Raw genomic sequence first — 16,707 nt, 5'->3', positions numbered from 1 at the left:
ACCAACGCATTCAGCTCTATTTAGCACAGATTTCCCACTGCGATTTTGTACTAAGATAACATTGCATAACTGCTTTACCAGATTGCGCATAGGCATCACTGACGACACGCTGATTGGTTGGCAGACGATATCTGATGCTCGCAGGCTCGTCATTGACAGTGGTCGTCCAGCCAGTCACTTCATTACGGTCATTATAGTTTGCACTGGTAGAAGTTGCCATTTTGCCAAATCCTGGCAGGTTATAGGAGACCTGCCTAAAACTATAACTCATCGCTGCACCCTCAGCGCCCTCATACTGACAGTTGAGCTTTTTTTGCAATTTATCTTGTTTATAAATATAGCAAGTGGTCTCATCTGAGAACTGACCAACCCCGCAAAAACCTGCCGTTGCAACTGAGATCATACCGATAAATAACGCTATCCTTTTCATAATCATTCCTCAATAATTGTTAAATCCTACTAATGATGTTTGTCATCTGTTTTTTATATTGCAACATACTAACCGATACCTTTTAGATAGTAGAAAAATAGTAAACAAATATCAACTAAAATATTTTAAGTAAAAGTTGAATTGATTTATAAAGGCTACTTTAATATCAGTATTATTAAGATCAGCTGTCGTAGAGTAGCGCTATCAGGAGAATTTAACATGACTGTGAATCTATTTTTATAGATATTGATTTGACGACTTACTCAAGGATGACTTTAGAGTTCTTTAGTATGTGCGTAGAAAGGCACTGGAATAGGCTAAAGTACAAGAGCTATAGGATAAGCACTGCTTGCTATACGGTGCTCATTAACAGCAATTTGTCCAACTTTGTAGGTTTTAGAAAAGATAAAAAGGTTCATATTATTCCGAAAAAACTCAATGGATGAGTAAAAATTTAATCTAAATTCTATAAAAAATTACCCATCAAACCATTAAAAAGTTATCATCATGAGTTTTTAATCATATGATAATTTTTACAACGTATCAGACGCTCATGACCGACACGAGTTGGCAAATGCAGTCTAAGTGCTTAATAGGATTACCCAATGACCAACCGTGACCTCATCATCTTTGTGACACTCTCTTTTATGTGGTCACTCTCTTTCGTCTTTTATCGTATTGGCGTGCCTGAGTTTGGCTCATTGGCATTTGCTAGTTTGCGTGTGATATTTGCCGGCTTGGTCATGTTGGTGTTTGTCTTACTCAATAAGAAAAACAGAGTCGGCATCAAAGAACATTGGAAAATGTTAGCGCTTGTGGGACTGTTTTCAGCAGCACTACCTTTTGTGTTGTTTTCGTTTTCCGCGCAGTCAGTGAACGCAGGCGTGCTAGCCGTACTAAATGCCTCTGTACCGATGATGAGCGGTTTTATCGCTAGAATATTCTTCAAGGATAGGCTATCAAAAAAACAAGCACTCGGTTTGGTGATTGGGGTGATTGGGGTAGTTATATTGATGAGCGAAAGCCTGTTTGGTGGCGGTGAGCCAGGCAAAGGATTGGTCGAAGGGTTGCTGCCAATGGGCTATGCACTGTTGGCTTGTGTGGGTTATGCGCTTGGGGCTAACATCACCAAAAATTATCTTTATGAGGTATCGCCAGTTGCCATCACGGCAGGCTCGCTTATTATCGGTAGTATTATTATGCTGCCTGTGGCGTTTAATGAATTTCCTTATGGTAAAGATATCAGCATAAAGGCGTGGGTATCCGTGATCTGTATCGGTGTGTTTTCGACTGCCATTGCCCTTATCTTTATGAACCAGCTGATTAAGAATATTGGCCCGACGCGCGCCACCAGTATTACTTTAGTTATTCCGATTTTTGCCATTATTTTAGGCTATCTACTTCTTGGTGAAGCTCTAAATATTCAGGCCATCATCGGCTCAATGGTGATATTGTTTGGCACGTATTTATCGTTAGAGTTGTCTATTAAAAAAATGCTACAACCAAAAAATTCCACTCGGGCGACAAGCGTTTAAGCTACGGTAAACTGTCTTCGTAGCCTTGAATCACAAAGATTCGAATATCTAAATATTAGTGTTTCTGTTTGTAAATATTATTTGGAATAATCAGATTTGCCCCTTATAAAGAACTCGGCTTATGAGTAGCGTACTTCGCAAATTATAGAACGACAGCTAAGTGCTGCCTACTAATATAAGTGCTATTTATTACCAATAATAGTAAACCTGATAGTAAGGTTTAAAACAATAAACAGGGCTTTTTATGGCACACGATAATTTATTTGAAACCGTCAAGATGGGTACCCAAACCCTAAAAAACCGCATCATTATGGCACCATTGACGCGTCTGCGTTCGGTTGAACCAAGTGATGTACCAACAGCACTTGCAAGCGAATATTACTCACAGCGCGCAAGCTCTGGCTTAGTGATTACTGAGGCGACACAAGTGTCTTTCCAAGCGAAAGGCTATGCTGGCGCGCCAGGCGTTCATACCAAAGACCAAATCACTGCGTGGAAAACCATCGTAGACAATGTCCATGCTAAAGGTGGCAAGATCGTCGTGCAGCTATGGCACACTGGCCTAGTCTCTCACGAGAGTGTACAGCCAGATGGTAAAGCGCCGATTTCTGCTTCTAATGTTGATGTTGGTGTGCGTACCTCACTACGTGACAGCGACAACCAAGCTATTCGTGTAGATGCAACGCCGCCACGTCCAGCCACGCTTGAAGAAATCAAACAAGTTATCACTGACTTTGGTCAAGCAACTAAGAACGCTAAAGAAGCGGGTTTTGATGGTGTAGAAATCCATGGTGCTCACGGTTACCTATTACATCAATTTTGGGTTGAGCAAACCAACCAGCGTGATGACGAATACGGTGGTAGCCGCGAAAATCGTGCACGTTTGACGCTTGATGTTATCGATGCGTGCGTAGACGCTTGGGATGCAGATCATGTTGGTATTCGTATTTCACCACTTGGTACGTTCAACAACGTAGAAGCTGGTTATAACGAAGACGAAAACATCTGGATGATCGAGCAGATCAACAAACGCGGAATCATGTATCTGCATCTGTCAGAGCCAGATTGGGCAGGTGGCACGCCTTATAGCGACGACTTCCGTAAGCGCGTACGTGCTACTTTTGATCAATTAATCATCGCAGCTGGTGGCTATACTGCCGAAAAAGCAGAGCAAAACGTAAAAGCGGGCTATATCGATGCTGTCGCCTTTGGTCGTGACTATATCGCCAATCCCGATTTGCCTGAGCGTATCCAACAAGGCGCGCCGCTCAATGAGCAGCATCCAGAGTCTTTCTATGGTGGTGGTGCTGAAGGTTATACCGACTATCCATTTTTAGACCAAGCGTAATAGTTAGTTTTTAGCTAAATAATGCAATATAAAAAGGCCGCTTAACTAGCAATAGTTGAGCGGCTTTTTTATGCATAAATTTTAGTTATTTACCGAAATTGCCTATTTGATAGTCTCGGAAGGTTTGACGTAGTTCTTCTTGAGTATTCATAACAAAGGGGCCATGACCGGCGACTGGTTCACCAATTGGCTCACCGCTTAGTAGTAGCAATTTGATAGGCGTGTCTTCATTGGTAGTTGCAAGGTAGGTCAATTCAATAGTATCGGTAGCAGGTAACGATGAATGTTCAGTTTGAGCGTCTACATGATCTGGGATAGGCGCTGAAAATTCTATCAAACTCCCTGCACTGGCAGCTGTACCGTTGACCAATACTTGACCTTCTTGTACTAGCAGTAGAGTGTTGTGCGTTTCCGGCACTTGTAGCGTGGTTGAGCCTGTTGTATACAGCTCGATATCCCACATATTGACTGGCGTAAAAGTCGTTGCCGCTCCAGATATACCATGCCAGTCACCGGCAATAATGGCAGCGTGACCGATGACCGTTTGATAGTCACTATTTTGACAGTCAGTGTCTTGATAGCCAGCGTCGCTATTATCTATCAAATCGACGATAGGCATATCAGCACGTTTGATAGATTGATATTTCGGGTCGGTCAGCTTATGAGTGCTTGGTAGGTTGACCCACAATTGCACCATACTAAAGACACCGCCGCGCTGCCCAAAGGCCTCAGAGTGAAACTCTTCGTGTAGAATACCGCGACCAGCCGTCATCCACTGTACATCACCTTCTAATATATCACTGCGTCCACCTGTCGAGTCTGCATGGCTAATCTCACCTGAATAGGCGATGGTGACAGTCTCAAAGCCTTTATGTGGATGCAGTCCGATGCCGTGCGGATGCAATTTATAATCAGGATTGGGTGAAAATATCGTGGGCTTACCATAGTCAAATAATAAAAAGGGATCAGTGTGGCTATAGTTAAAGTCAGGATTATCCTCAAGATGATTGATTAGGGTTTTTACAAAAAAACCGTCACCTACCCAATGCGGCTTTTTATCACCATGAATATGTTTGATTGGTCGCATGGATTACCTCATAAATCTAAGTGGCATTACTATCAATGGGATGAATGCCTTACATCAATTCTACTATGAAAATAGACTTATGTTGTGTTTATTCTCATCGATTTCTAAAACGACTATCTAAGGTCACTCAGTTGTCATCAGTCATACTGCCAGCAACTATTTGAATACTGGTCAATTATTTAAATGCTGATAACTATTTAAGCTACTGTTATCGCTATAAATAGCGAGGCCATTGAAGTTATTAGACGACTTCACCACTGACAAAACCGCTTGCCCACGCCCATTGAAAATTATAGCCGCCAAGCCAACCAGTTACATCGAGTACCTCACCGATAAAGTACAAGCCATCTTGCAAGTTGCTTTGCATCGTTTTTGAAGAAACCTCGTCGGTCGTGACACCGCCGCGTGTGACCTCAGCAGTGCGATAGCCTTCTGTACCAGAAGGCTTAAGCTGCCAGCCATTTAGCGTAGCCCCAAGTTCTGTAAGTCGCTCGTCTTTGATATTGGCAAGTTCCGTATCTTTGATTTCTTCCCACAGATGCATCTGAAGCGCTGCTAACAGCTTTTTGGGTAGCGCATTATCTGTGTTTTCTGCCAACACCGTACGGATCAGCTGGCGGGGATGTGATTTTTTGCGAGCAAGTAGCAGCTCAGTAACGTCTATCTCAGGCAGCAGATTGATACTGATGGTTTCGCCAGTCTGCCAATAGTTGGAGAGCTGTAGCATGGCAGGGCCAGAGAGACCACGATGGGTAAATAGGACAGGTAATTTAAAAGAAATACGCTCGTTACTGGCAATAACTGGCAAACTGATACCAGCCAGGGCGCGGATAAGCTCACCTGTTTTGTCAGTGAAGGTAAATGGTACAAGACTGGCATCAGTAGGTACGAGGGTGTGGCCAAACTGCTGTGCCAACTCATAGCCGATACCACTTGCTCCCATAGTTGGAATAGACAGGCCACCAGTAGCGACAACTAAAGACTCACAGTTATAGTGTGTTTGCGAAGACTGAGTACCGTTTGCTATGTCTTTTTTACCGAGTTTCTTGCTAGTCGTTAGATAAAAGCGTTCGCCTTTATCATGAGCAGCAGTTTTGACATGCTCAATCTGAGCATTCAGCTTTACTTGTACCCCTACAGCCGAGCATTCATCTAAGAGCATGGACAAGATGTCTTGTGCTGAGTCATCGCAAAATAGCTGGCCGTGCTCACGCTCATGGTAGGCAATCTTATGCGACTCTACCATACCGATAAACTCCCAACTCGGGTAGCGACTCAGCGCTGATTTGCAGAAGTGAGGATTAGCACCGATAAAATGCTCAGGCTCTACAAAGTAATTGGTGAAATTACAGCGACCTCCACCCGACATCAAAATCTTTTTGCCAGCTTTGTTGGCATGATCTAGTACCAAGACACGGCGACCGCGACGACCAGCCGTCAGTGCACAGTACAATCCAGAAGCGCCTGCGCCGATGATGATGACATCGTAGTGAGTATGGTGTTGTGCCTTGCTTTGATTCGTCATTGCGGTCTCGTCAAACGATGGGTGAAAAAAGGTTAACCAAGCCGAGCGCTGATTTTTATTAAAAAACACGGCTTACTGTCATTAAATAATGCAGCGGCATCTTGAGTGTAGTTATTGTCCATATTCCATCCAAGGTTACAAGGATTAAATGTCATAATTCATACGCTGTTACAGTGTGATCGCAATCATTTGCTATTTCAGTATTATCGTTATCATAGCTGGCTATATAAACAGTGACATAAACAGTGAAGTACGTTTTAATATAATTATCTAAACATACAGATGTACAGTGAAATTGTTATGTTTGGGTTTTGATGTCTTGCAACCGTCCCGCTTATTTGTCAAACTAACAATGAGTGTCACAGATTATGGAAGATGACTCTTATCGCTTACATGGGGCGCGTCGTAGACGTTTATCCGTGTAGGTCATAATAATTAAAAGGGACCCAACACTATGACTCAGAAATCATTTCCTATCTCAGCCGAGTTTATGGCTGCTGCCAATACTACACCTGATAAGTACCTTACAGACTACCAGCAATCTATCGAGTCAACCGAAGCCATTGATGCTTTTTGGGCGAAGCGATCTGAACTCATCGACTGGATAAAAAAACCGACCAAAGTCAGTAACGTCAATTATGATTTAGATGATTTTCGCATCAAATGGTTTGAAGATGGCGAGCTAAATATTTCAGTCAACTGCCTCGACCGTCACCTCGAAGATAACCCGTACAAACCCGCTATCATCTGGGAAGGTGATCATCCTTCATTGCACAAAATTATCTCTTTTAAAGAACTGCACGAAGCCGTCTGCCGCTTAGGTAACTCATTGCGCAAGCTTGGGGTCGGAAAAGGTGACCGCGTCACGTTATATATGCCAATGATACCAGAAGCCATGGTATCGATGCTGGCATGTGCGCGCATTGGTGCAGTGCATTCAGTGGTTTTTGGCGGATTCTCTGCTGAGAGTCTAGGTAATCGCTTGATAGACAGTCGCTCAAAAGTTGTTATTACCGCTGATGAAGGTTTACGCGGCGGCAAGCACACACCGCTAAAAGCCAATGTCGATCATGCACTCGACATGGATGGTACTGAGAGTGTTGAAAAGGTCATCGTTGTGCATCGTACAGGTAACTCTATACCGATGAGCGGACGCCGTGATGTGTGGTATCACAATTTGGTCGATGGACAATCAGATATCTGTGAGCCTGAAGTCATGAATGCCGAAGACCCGCTATTCTTATTATATACCTCTGGTTCGACTGGCAAGCCAAAAGGTGTCGTGCATACTACAGGCGGCTATATCACCTATGCTGTCTCAACTTTCCGTGACGTTTTCGATATCAAAGAAGATGATGTCTATTGGTGTACGGCAGATGTGGGCTGGATTACCGGTCACACGTACTCAACCTATGCACCACTGGCCAATGGTACGACAACTGTCATGTTTGAAGGTGTACCAGAGTATCCAACATGGGCGCGTATCGGTCATATTATTGATAAGCATGATGTGACTATCTTATACACTGCACCAACAGCCATTCGCGCAATGATGAAAGAGGGCGATGCTTTCGTTCGGGAATCGGACCGTTCAAGTCTACGCTTACTTGGGTCGGTTGGTGAGCCGATCAATCCAGAAGCATGGGATTGGTACTACAATGTCGTCGGTGATGGTAAATGTCCTATCGTTGATACATGGTGGCAGACCGAGACAGGTGGTATCTTAATGGCGCCAATACCGGGTGCAGTTGACCTCAAGCCAGGCGCAGCAATGACACCGCTATATGGCGTCAAACCAGAAGTCGTCGATAGCGAAGGTACGACTTTAGAAGGCCCTGCAGAAGGTAACTTGGTAATCAGTAGCGGTTGGCCGGGACAAATGCGTACTATCTACAATGATCATCCACGATTCTTAAAAACGTATTTTAGCGATTATCCTGGTCGTTATTTTACAGGGGATGGCGCTCAACGTGATGAAGATGGTCACTATTGGATTACTGGCCGTGTCGATGATGTGCTTAATGTCTCTGGCCACCGTTTGGGTACAGCAGAGATCGAAAGTGCAGTGGTTGCGCACCCATCTACTGCCGAAGCGGCCATCGTTGGGATGCCGCATGAGATACGCGGTACAGGTATCTGTGCATTCATTATTCTAAAATCGGGTGAAGAAAAGACCGACGATCTAAAAGCAGAATTGAAACGTCATGTACGTGCTGAGATTGGGCCTATTGCTACATTAGATGCCATTTATATGGTTGATGCATTACCAAAAACGCGTTCAGGGAAAATCATGCGCCGTATCTTGCGTAACCTTGCAGCAGGGCAATATGTAGGACTAGGCGACCTGTCTACGCTGGCCGATAGCTCAGTGATCAATGACTTGGTTGAAGAGGTAAAAGCGGGCCGAGGAGAGTAGGTCAGCCTGACAAAAAATCTGTGCTATTAAAAATAACGATTCAGTAATAGTCATTAGTATTTGCACATCAAAGTCGAATAAAAGCCATGTTATCGAGAATAGCATGGCTTTTTTACGTAGATGATATTGATATTGGCTCACTTTGGAGGTTCAATAATGTTAACAAGACAAAATCGCTACCCTATTAATTGATGAGCTACTCGGCATATATGAGAGGAGACCATCAGTTAATAGGATAAAGGCTCATAAATACTTTATAAGGTCTACTGTCATCATGACTGATCCTGCTTTGTACTCAAATGAAATATCTGCTCCAAAAGTCGCTATCATCGGTGGTGGTTTAACGGGACTGCTCACAGCAACACTATTAGAGCGCGCGTCAAATCAAACAAGCACGCCATCCAACCCGCCACAAATTGCAATATTTGAAAAATCACGTAGCGTGGGCCGTCTAGCGACCCGTTATCGCAGCGATAGTAAGACTGGCAAAAACTGGCAGTGGTCATTTGGTGCACAGTTCTTTACTGCGAAGACTGCTGACTTCCGACAATTTATCGCGCCTTGGTTGGATAGCGGATTACTACAGCCATGGTGTGCCGAAGTAGTCGAGTTAACGCCACCGGATGACAGTGGCCGATCACCTAATATCCTAAGCAAGGAACAATGGGACGCGGTGTATGCACGCTATATCAGCACACCAAAAATGACCAGTTGGGGCCGTGAACTAGCGGCTGCACTCCAGCACACGACCATAGTATTTAAGACACGTGTCGCACCGCTTGCTCAGTATTTACACCATCAGAACCCGCAGCAGTCTCAGCACCAAACCCAAACCTATAATCAAAACACCAAGCAAACGGAGCTGTTCGACGAAACTGGAGCCAGTCTGGGTTGGTTTGATTGGGTAATTTGCACAGCACCAAATGGTCAAGCAGTAGAGCTGATGGCAAATAGCGGTTTTGCTCAACAAGCTAAAATTGCCAAGCCAAACATGCAAGCCTGCTATACGCTGATGCTTGGTTGGAATGATGTGCAAAAGCTACCTGAGACATTAAAGAGCCAACTAGTGCCGCAATGGGATGTCGCTTATGTAAATAGTCCTGTTCTTGATAGGGTATTTATTGAGCATCAAAAACCTGCCCATGATGAGCTACTACCAAGTGTCACCATTCACGCACGTAACGACTGGTCAGAAGCGGACGTTGATGAAGGTATGGAGTCAGTTAAAGAAAAATTATTACAGTCGGCAAAACAAGCATTAAACTGGGGCGATGATAGCGCCCCTAGTCAGACAGATTGTCATCGTTGGCGCTATGCAGCCACTATCGTAGATAGGGACACAGAAGAGTTAGGCATCTTGATAGATGAAACTAAGCAGTGGATTGTCAGTGGCGACTGGTGTGCTAAAGGTAATATTGAAAGCTGCTATCGAATGGCGCAGCATACCGTTGAGGCAATATTTAAGCAGTGAGAAAACTTGATATTTAGCAAACCGTAAGCAAAAAAAAGGCCCACAGAGGAGGTGCTGTGGGCTGAGGAAAACGGATTATGTATGAGCTACACAGACCGTGGTCAAGAGTTGTTGTAATTATTGGTGCTCTCTACTGTTATTTATAAGGGTAGTAATTATCAATACAATAGACAGAGATATCTAGCCATCTATATTTACTGATTTAAGTGTACAAGTGTTTTGGTGCATTTGTTATGATAGCGCAGTTTAATGCTGTCTGGCGGTTTTGGTTACAGTATATTACGTTGTAAAAATCCGAAAGATACCAAGATTTGTATGAAGTACCGATATTTAGAGTAAGTAGCGTAGCTTTATGATGAAGTCATTGATAAAGGCTTCCAATAATTTCAATACGTTATGTCGATAGGAAATTATAGAAGGTCACCTAGTCAATTTTGGTGCCTTTGATAACTCAATCACTGTAGAGATGGCATGACGCCTTGCCCGAAAAATGCTAAGCTATCTGCCATTATTATGTTCACATTAAACTGGGTTTGCCATGACTGACAGCACGCATTTGCATACGCAGGAAGAACCGCCAAGTTCGCAAAATACCAAAAGTATTTTTAACTTGCCCAACAACCTTACGATTGCGCGTATCCTAATGATCCCGCTATTTGTGGCGATTGCTTATTGGCCGCCAGCTATGGGTATTGGTATGCCAGCGATTTCAGACAATGTCATTGCGCGCGTTGGAATGAGCGAGTTTAGCGATAGCTTGTTACGCCATTTATTATTGACTAGTGTTTTTATCATTGCCGCGATTACTGATTGGCTCGATGGGTATTTCGCTCGTAAACTGAATGTCATGTCAGCCTTTGGTCGCTTTTTAGATCCTGTTGCTGATAAGTTAATGGTGGCTGTCGCATTGATCGTTCTCGTACAGTGGCATCCTAATATCATAATGGCGATAGCGGCTATCGTCATTATCTCTCGTGAAATTGCAGTATCAGCACTACGCGAATGGATGGCGGAGCTAGGTAAGAGCACTAGCGTCGCAGTCTCCTATGTGGGCAAACTAAAAACGACGTTTCAGATGGTGGCAATTACGGTACTACTGCTTAATTGGCAGTCGCTTGAAACCATCGGCTATGTGCTAATGGTCGCTGCTGTGATTCTTACTTTATGGTCAATGATGATTTATCTAAGAGCCGCTTGGCCTTATTTAAAGCAAAGCGGTTAGCATTAAAATAAAGAAACAGAATATATAACAGAGAGCATAAAACACAAAAAACGCCAGTAACAAGTGCACTGGCGTTTTTTTAATGTTTGGTTCCGAGCTGTCAATAAACTCGAGATGCTATCGATCCTAAAAATTATAGTTCTATAGAGAAATTGTCACCTAAGCTTTTTTCTATGGCATTGTCTGTGACCGCTGCCGCTGTCATTTTGACTGCGCTAGCAATAGCATTACCGTTTGCCCAGTATTCAGCACCTTGCGGAACGACTTTGATTAATTGAACTTTTGGATCTTCTTTGCCTTGTTCAAAATAGGCGTTGTACGCCATTGACCATAGCTCATCCAGTTTGTCTTTATCTTCTACTAGCTCTGCCTTGCCTGTGATAGATAAATATTGTTTATCATCTTGACTGACGTAAGCCAAATTTACTTGTGGGTTCTTTTTGATGTTGTCCACTGTTTCAGAAGGACTGTGTCCAATGAACCAAATTTCCTTGGCACCAATACTGGTCTCAGTCGTATTCATTGGGCAAGAATGTAGATGGTCCTCGTGAGTGCGCGTGGTCAACATGGTGTATTCGATTTCGTTTACCATCGTTTGGACTTTATCCATTTGTTGTTGTTTGCTCATAATAGTTATCCTTTACTATCTAGAATGTATGGGAGGATTATATTTAAAATAATTATTAAAAAACGCCAATAAACTGCTGCCTACTGACGTTTTAAATCATTAAATCTTATGGTTAGACTATTAAAAACTACAGCGTGATTGAAAATTGTTCACCAATATCTTCAGCGGTTTTACCGTCTTGTACTGCTGCTGTTGCCATCTTAAACATATTGACAGTTGAACTGCCACTTAACCAACACTCGACGCCATGTGGTACGACTTTGATCAATTGTACATTTTCATCCTCTTTGCCATGCTCAAAGAACGCATTGTAGACAGGTGACCATAGTTCATCTAATTTGTCTTTATCAGTTGGCAACTCTGCATTGGCACTAACCGATACATAGTCTTTTTCATCTTGGGTAGCATAAGATAAACCGACTTTTGGATTGTCTTGGATATCCTTAACCACGTCAGATGTCTTGTCACCAATGAACCAAATCTCTTTGCCACCGATACTGGCTTCGCTGGTAGTCATTGGCCATGCATGGAGGTCACCCTTACTGTTTACCGTGCTCATCATGGCAAATTTTACATCTTTGATGACTTCTTGAATTTTATTGATCTGGTCTTGCTTGCTCATAAATTATCCTTATTGCATTAGAAGTTGCGTTAGAATTATTTGAATTGTTATTGGTATTTGTTTTTCTTATCTGCATACAGAATAGCGATAGACCATGACTCGTTTATATAGTTTGACCGTAATGCGATGTTAGTGTTTGTAAGGTATATAAAAGTTAGGTAAAAATTGTGACAGTGCAAATTTTTACCGTTTATGTTTGGGTAAATTATTTAGAAATAATCAAAAAACTTGCTTTGATAGCTCATTGATTCACAAATAATAAGTGGTGATAGCACGCAACTTATCGGCAATTTATCTTGGTTTAGACCTGCTTATTACAGGGCTTCTTGTTATAATACCCAGACCATTTACTTAGCATGGCAGAGATGCCTTGATCTTACGGATTATGCCTTTATGATGACCATCGCCGGACAACCGTTTCTTACCGATTTTCAGACGCAGCAACTCATCAGTCAGTTCCAGCAAAAAACCGAGCTAAATGTCAGTCAAATAAGTACACAGCAAGTGTATGTGCTATCACGAGAGCTATCTGGTGATGAACATAAAAAAGCGCTAGATTTGCTAGCGGTTGACCAGTCAACAACGCTCAATGCGCCGCAAGACAACCAACTACAAGTCATCGTTGGGCCACGTTTTGGTACGATATCGCCATGGGCAAGTAAAGCGACAGATATTTTTAATAACTGTGAAATCGAGATCAATCGTGTTGAACGTGTCGTTGTTTATACGTTGACAGTCGATGGTGAGGCAAGCACGACTAATAAGCTACCGACTGCTGCCGAGCAGCTGTTGTTTGACCGTATGACTCAGAGCTTGGTTTATGACTTAAGCGATGTGAGCAAATTGTTTGACGATCAAGCGCCAGCATCACTGAATCATATCGACGTGATCGGACAGGGTCAGGCAGCATTAGAATCAGCCAATACAGATTTTGGCTTTGCATTGTCGAGTGAAGATATCGACTATCTGATGAATGCCTATGTCAATGAGCTAAAGCGTAATCCAACTGACGTTGAACTGATGATGTTTGCACAGGCCAACTCAGAGCATTGCCGTCATAAGATATTCAATGCTCAGTGGACAGTCGATGGCGCAGTACAGCCAAAATCACTGTTCCAAATGATTAAAAATACTTACCAGTCGAATCCGCAAGGTATTTTGTCAGCGTACAAAGACAACGCCGCGGTAATGGCTGGCTCTGATGGTATGCGTTTTTATCCTATTCCAACCGATGCAATGGATGTCAACTCAATTCATCCTTACGACTTCCATCAAGAGAACATCGATATCTTGATGAAAGTTGAGACGCACAACCACCCAACAGCGATCGCCCCTTATTCTGGTGCGGCGACAGGTGCTGGTGGTGAGATTCGTGACGAAGGTGCGACTGGTCGTGGCGGTAAGCCAAAAGCGGGTCTAACAGGTTTCCACGTGTCGCATTTGCATCTCCCAGAGCTCGCTGAGAAGTGGGAGCAGTCAGGGCAATTGAGCACGCAGGATTATGGTACGCCAGATCGTATGGCAACCAGCCTTGAGATTATGACTGATGCCCCATTAGGCTCAGCCAACTTCTCAAACGAGTTTGGTCGTCCAAATCTATGCGGTTATTTCCGTAGCTTTCAGCTAGATACGTCAGCGGCAAAAGACGGTAGCGAAATGCGTGGCTATCATAAGCCAATCATGCTGGCAGGTGGTTACGGCAATATCAAACGTAACCTGATTGAAAAAAATGCAATCCAAAAAGGCGATTTGCTAATCGTTCTTGGTGGCCCTGCGATGCAAATTGGTCTGGGCGGCGGTGCAGCATCGTCGGTCGATAGTGGTGACCTTGATGAAGGCTTAGACTTTGCCTCAGTTCAGCGCGATAACGCTGAGATGGAGCGTCGTTGCCAAGAAGTCCTTGATCGCTGCTGGGCACTAGCTGGTGATGATGTCGATGTAAGCAATAACAGTAAAGACGGCAACCCAATCGTCTCACTACATGATGTAGGGGCAGGTGGTCTGTCTAATGCGATGCCAGAATTGGTTAATGACCATGAAATGGGTGCGCATCTGAACTTGCGTAAGATTCCATCGTTAGAAGCTGGCATGTCGCCAATGGCCATCTGGTCAAACGAAGCGCAAGAGCGTTATGTGCTGGCGATTCGCCCAGAGAGTAAAGATCAGTTCGATGCTATCTGTGCCCGTGAGCGCTGCCCATATGCCATCTTGGGCGAGGCGACGGATATTCGTCAGCTAATCGTTGATGATGAGCTATTGGACGAGCAACCAGTCGATATGCCGATGCAAGTACTGCTCGGCGGTACACCAAAAATGCAGCGCAGCTTTGAGCGTACTGATAGCACGTTACCATCATTAGAGCTTGGTGATGTGAATCTAGCTGAATCAATCACCGATGTATTGCGTCACCCAACGGTCGCTAGCAAATCATTCTTGATTAGCATTGGTGACCGCTCTATCACAGGTATGGTCGTGCGTGATCAGTATGTGGGTCGCTACCAAGTGCCTGTATCAGACTGCGCGGTGACCGCTTCTGGCTTGGTGGCGCTAGATGGTCAGCCAATGACTGGCGAAGCTATGAGTGTCGGTGAGCGTACGCCTGTTGCGCTTATCAGTCCAAAAGCCTCTGCGCGTCTAGCGGTCGGTGAAGCGATTACTAACATCGCTGGTGCGCGTATCGCTCAATTGTCTGATATCACGATGTCAGCGAACTGGATGGCCGCGTGTGGTGATGACGTAGAAGATGCTGCGTTGTTCGACGCGGTACATGCCGTTGGCGAAGAGCTATGCCCAGCACTCGGTATCGCTATCCCAGTCGGTAAAGACTCGCTATCGATGCGTGCTAACTGGACAGATAACGCCAACGACAATGGCGACAACCAAGATAAGTCAGTTGTGTCGCCAATGAGTTTGGTGGTGACAGCGTTTGCTCCTGTCGTTGACGTGGCAAAAACGCTAACCCCTGAGCTAATCAATGGCGATAGCGCGTTCTACCGTATTGATTTGTCTAAAGGTAAATTGCGTCTAGGTGGTTCAATCCTTGCGCAAACGCTTAGCCAATTAGGTAACGACTGCCCAGATCTAGCGCAGCCAAGCGACTTAATCGACTTCTTTAACTTTATTCAAGCGGGTAACGCGCAAGGCGTCATCAGCGCCTATCACGATATCGGTGATGGTGGTCTACTAGCAACTATCGCAGAGATGCAGTTTACCAGCCGTCAGGGTATCAAGCTGTCATTAAATGATGATAACTTACTCGGTCAGCTGTTCAGTGAGGAACTGGGTGCGGTCATCCAAGTATTGCCAGAAAACGTCGCTAATTTGATGGAGCTAGCAGATCAGCATAACGTGAGCGACATGCTAAGCCTTGTTGGTCAAAGCTCTGAAGAAGACAGCCTGCTGATCCAAACGCCAACGCTCATGGGTGCCGACACCTTATGCTTTAGCCGTGCTGAATTACAGCAAGCATGGACGCAGGTCAGCTATCAAATCGCGCGTCGCCGTGATAACCCAGCCTGCGTACAGCAAGAGTACGACTTAATTGCTGATGCGAGCCATAAAGGTCTGATCGCTGCGCCAAACTTTGATCTCAATCAAAAAGTCGAAGAGCCGTACTTGGCTAGCCGCGAAGATAAACCAAGAGTCGCAATCCTGCGCGAGCAAGGCGTCAACGGTCAGACAGAGATGGCAGCAGGCTTTACCCAAGCTGGCTTTGAAGCGGTCGATGTACACATGAGCGATCTACTCAGTGGCCGTATCAATCTACGTGACTTCGACGGTCTGGTAGCTTGTGGTGGCTTTAGTTATGGTGATGTACTCGGCGCTGGCTCAGGCTGGGCGAACTCTATCTTGTTCCATGACGAGCTACGCATGCAGTTTGTGCGCTTCTTTGCCCGTCCAGATACCTTCTCACTAGGTGTCTGTAACGGTTGTCAGATGATGGCTCAGTTAAAAGACCTCATCCCAGGTGCAGAAAACTTCCCACGTTTCGTCGCTAACAAATCGGCGCGTTTTGAAGCGCGTACGGTCAACGTAAAAGTCGAGCGTACCAAGTCTATCCTGTTCAAAGGTATGCAAGACAGCATCTTGCCAATCGCTGTGGCGCATGGTGAAGGCTACGCCACGCTAGATAATACCGAGATAGACGGTATGGCAAACCACGGTCAGCTGGCCATGCGTTATGTCGATAGCCAAGGTCATCCAACTGAGACCTATCCGCTCAATCCAAACGGTTCGGTCGGCGGTGTCACGGGTCTATGTAGCACTGATGGTCGCGTCACTATCATGATGCCGCATCCTGAGCGTAACCTAAAAGCCTACAACCACAGCTGGAAACCAGAAGAGTGGGATGAGGACGGCGCGTGGATGCGTATGTTCCGTAATGCTCGTGCTTGGTTTAGATAGGCTAAGTTGGTTTAGGGTA

General features: G+C 44.6%; 11 protein-coding genes. 6 read left to right on the top strand and 5 right to left on the bottom strand.

All coding sequences use genetic code 11. The features are described from left to right. Window positions 1-16: 16 nt before the first annotated feature. A complete protein-coding gene (locus ACT3QN_RS04400) occupies window positions 17-430 on the bottom strand; it encodes a hypothetical protein (protein WP_444529048.1) in 414 nt (137 codons plus the stop codon). A gap of 605 nt (window positions 431-1,035) precedes the next feature. Between ACT3QN_RS04400 and ACT3QN_RS04395 the strand changes: the two genes are divergently transcribed. Together ACT3QN_RS04395 and ACT3QN_RS04390 are read left to right on the top strand one after the other, a co-directional pair. Continuing rightward, window positions 1,036-1,965: a DMT family transporter gene (locus tag ACT3QN_RS04395; protein WP_444529047.1), complete on the top strand. Its 930-nt coding sequence runs from the start codon at window positions 1,036-1,038 to the stop codon at window positions 1,963-1,965. Window positions 1,966-2,209: 244 nt separating this feature from the next. After that, window positions 2,210-3,313 carry an alkene reductase gene (locus tag ACT3QN_RS04390; protein ID WP_444529046.1) on the top strand — a complete coding sequence of 368 codons (1,104 nt, stop codon included), beginning with the start codon at window positions 2,210-2,212 and terminating at the stop codon, window positions 3,311-3,313. An 85-nt stretch (window positions 3,314-3,398) separates the two neighbouring features. On the opposite strand, the gene ACT3QN_RS04385 is transcribed toward ACT3QN_RS04390, so the two are convergent. Together ACT3QN_RS04385 and ACT3QN_RS04380 are read right to left on the bottom strand one after the other, a co-directional pair. Beyond that, entirely contained in the window at window positions 3,399-4,400 is a 1,002-nt protein-coding gene (locus ACT3QN_RS04385) for a pirin family protein (RefSeq protein ID WP_444529045.1), read from the bottom strand. A gap of 241 nt (window positions 4,401-4,641) precedes the next feature. Next, complete coding sequence (locus ACT3QN_RS04380) at window positions 4,642-5,925, bottom strand: NAD(P)/FAD-dependent oxidoreductase (RefSeq protein WP_444529044.1); 1,284 nt, start codon at window positions 5,923-5,925, stop codon at window positions 4,642-4,644. A 454-nt stretch (window positions 5,926-6,379) separates the two neighbouring features. Here ACT3QN_RS04380 and acs point away from each other — a divergent pair, with 454 nt between their 5' ends. From acs to pgsA, 3 genes are all read left to right on the top strand, one after another. Next, a complete protein-coding gene (gene acs / locus ACT3QN_RS04375) occupies window positions 6,380-8,341 on the top strand; it encodes an acetate--CoA ligase (protein ID WP_444529043.1) in 1,962 nt (653 codons plus the stop codon). A 274-nt stretch (window positions 8,342-8,615) separates the two neighbouring features. Continuing rightward, window positions 8,616-9,812, top strand: a complete 1,197-nt coding sequence (locus ACT3QN_RS04370; RefSeq protein ID WP_444529042.1) for an NAD(P)/FAD-dependent oxidoreductase — start codon at window positions 8,616-8,618, stop codon at window positions 9,810-9,812. Window positions 9,813-10,350: 538 nt separating this feature from the next. Then, complete coding sequence (gene pgsA / locus ACT3QN_RS04365; RefSeq protein ID WP_444521132.1) at window positions 10,351-11,034, top strand: CDP-diacylglycerol--glycerol-3-phosphate 3-phosphatidyltransferase; 684 nt, start codon at window positions 10,351-10,353, stop codon at window positions 11,032-11,034. Window positions 11,035-11,167: 133 nt separating this feature from the next. On the opposite strand, the gene ACT3QN_RS04360 is transcribed toward pgsA, so the two are convergent. Together ACT3QN_RS04360 and ACT3QN_RS04355 are read right to left on the bottom strand one after the other, a co-directional pair. After that, the gene (locus tag ACT3QN_RS04360) at window positions 11,168-11,662 is read right to left on the bottom strand and encodes a pyridoxamine 5'-phosphate oxidase family protein (RefSeq protein WP_444529041.1); all 495 of its coding nucleotides are present in this window, start codon (window positions 11,660-11,662) and stop codon (window positions 11,168-11,170) included. Window positions 11,663-11,789: 127 nt separating this feature from the next. Then, window positions 11,790-12,284, bottom strand: a complete 495-nt coding sequence (locus ACT3QN_RS04355) for a pyridoxamine 5'-phosphate oxidase family protein (protein ID WP_444529040.1) — start codon at window positions 12,282-12,284, stop codon at window positions 11,790-11,792. Window positions 12,285-12,677: 393 nt separating this feature from the next. Here ACT3QN_RS04355 and purL point away from each other — a divergent pair, with 393 nt between their 5' ends. Continuing rightward, window positions 12,678-16,688 (top strand): phosphoribosylformylglycinamidine synthase, encoded by a 4,011-nt coding sequence (gene purL / locus ACT3QN_RS04350; RefSeq protein WP_444529039.1) that lies wholly within the window; start codon window positions 12,678-12,680, stop codon window positions 16,686-16,688. The last annotated feature ends 19 nt before the right edge of the window (window positions 16,689-16,707 follow it).

This window comes from Psychrobacter sp. AOP7-C1-14, assembly GCF_052376135.1.
In the GTDB taxonomy this organism is placed as follows: domain Bacteria; phylum Pseudomonadota; class Gammaproteobacteria; order Pseudomonadales; family Moraxellaceae; genus Psychrobacter.
The sequence above is the reverse complement of the archived record's forward strand: the minus strand, read 5'-3'. Positions and strand labels throughout refer to the sequence as shown.

Bases quoted from the DNA above. Each gene is read 5' to 3' on its own strand.
- ACT3QN_RS04360 (WP_444529041.1), bottom strand. From the start codon at position 11,662: ATGAGCAAACAACAACAAATGGATAAAGTCCAAACGATGGTAAACGAA.
- ACT3QN_RS04400 (WP_444529048.1), bottom strand. From the start codon at position 430: ATGAAAAGGATAGCGTTATTTATCGGTATGATCTCAGTTGCAACGGCA.
- pgsA (WP_444521132.1), top strand. From the start codon at position 10,351: ATGACTGACAGCACGCATTTGCATACGCAGGAAGAACCGCCAAGTTCG.
- ACT3QN_RS04385 (WP_444529045.1), bottom strand. From the start codon at position 4,400: ATGCGACCAATCAAACATATTCATGGTGATAAAAAGCCGCATTGGGTA.
- ACT3QN_RS04380 (WP_444529044.1), bottom strand. From the start codon at position 5,925: ATGACGAATCAAAGCAAGGCACAACACCATACTCACTACGATGTCATC.
- ACT3QN_RS04390 (WP_444529046.1), top strand. From the start codon at position 2,210: ATGGCACACGATAATTTATTTGAAACCGTCAAGATGGGTACCCAAACC.
- purL (WP_444529039.1), top strand. From the start codon at position 12,678: ATGATGACCATCGCCGGACAACCGTTTCTTACCGATTTTCAGACGCAG.
- acs (WP_444529043.1), top strand. From the start codon at position 6,380: ATGACTCAGAAATCATTTCCTATCTCAGCCGAGTTTATGGCTGCTGCC.
- ACT3QN_RS04370 (WP_444529042.1), top strand. From the start codon at position 8,616: ATGACTGATCCTGCTTTGTACTCAAATGAAATATCTGCTCCAAAAGTC.
- ACT3QN_RS04355 (WP_444529040.1), bottom strand. From the start codon at position 12,284: ATGAGCAAGCAAGACCAGATCAATAAAATTCAAGAAGTCATCAAAGAT.
- ACT3QN_RS04395 (WP_444529047.1), top strand. From the start codon at position 1,036: ATGACCAACCGTGACCTCATCATCTTTGTGACACTCTCTTTTATGTGG.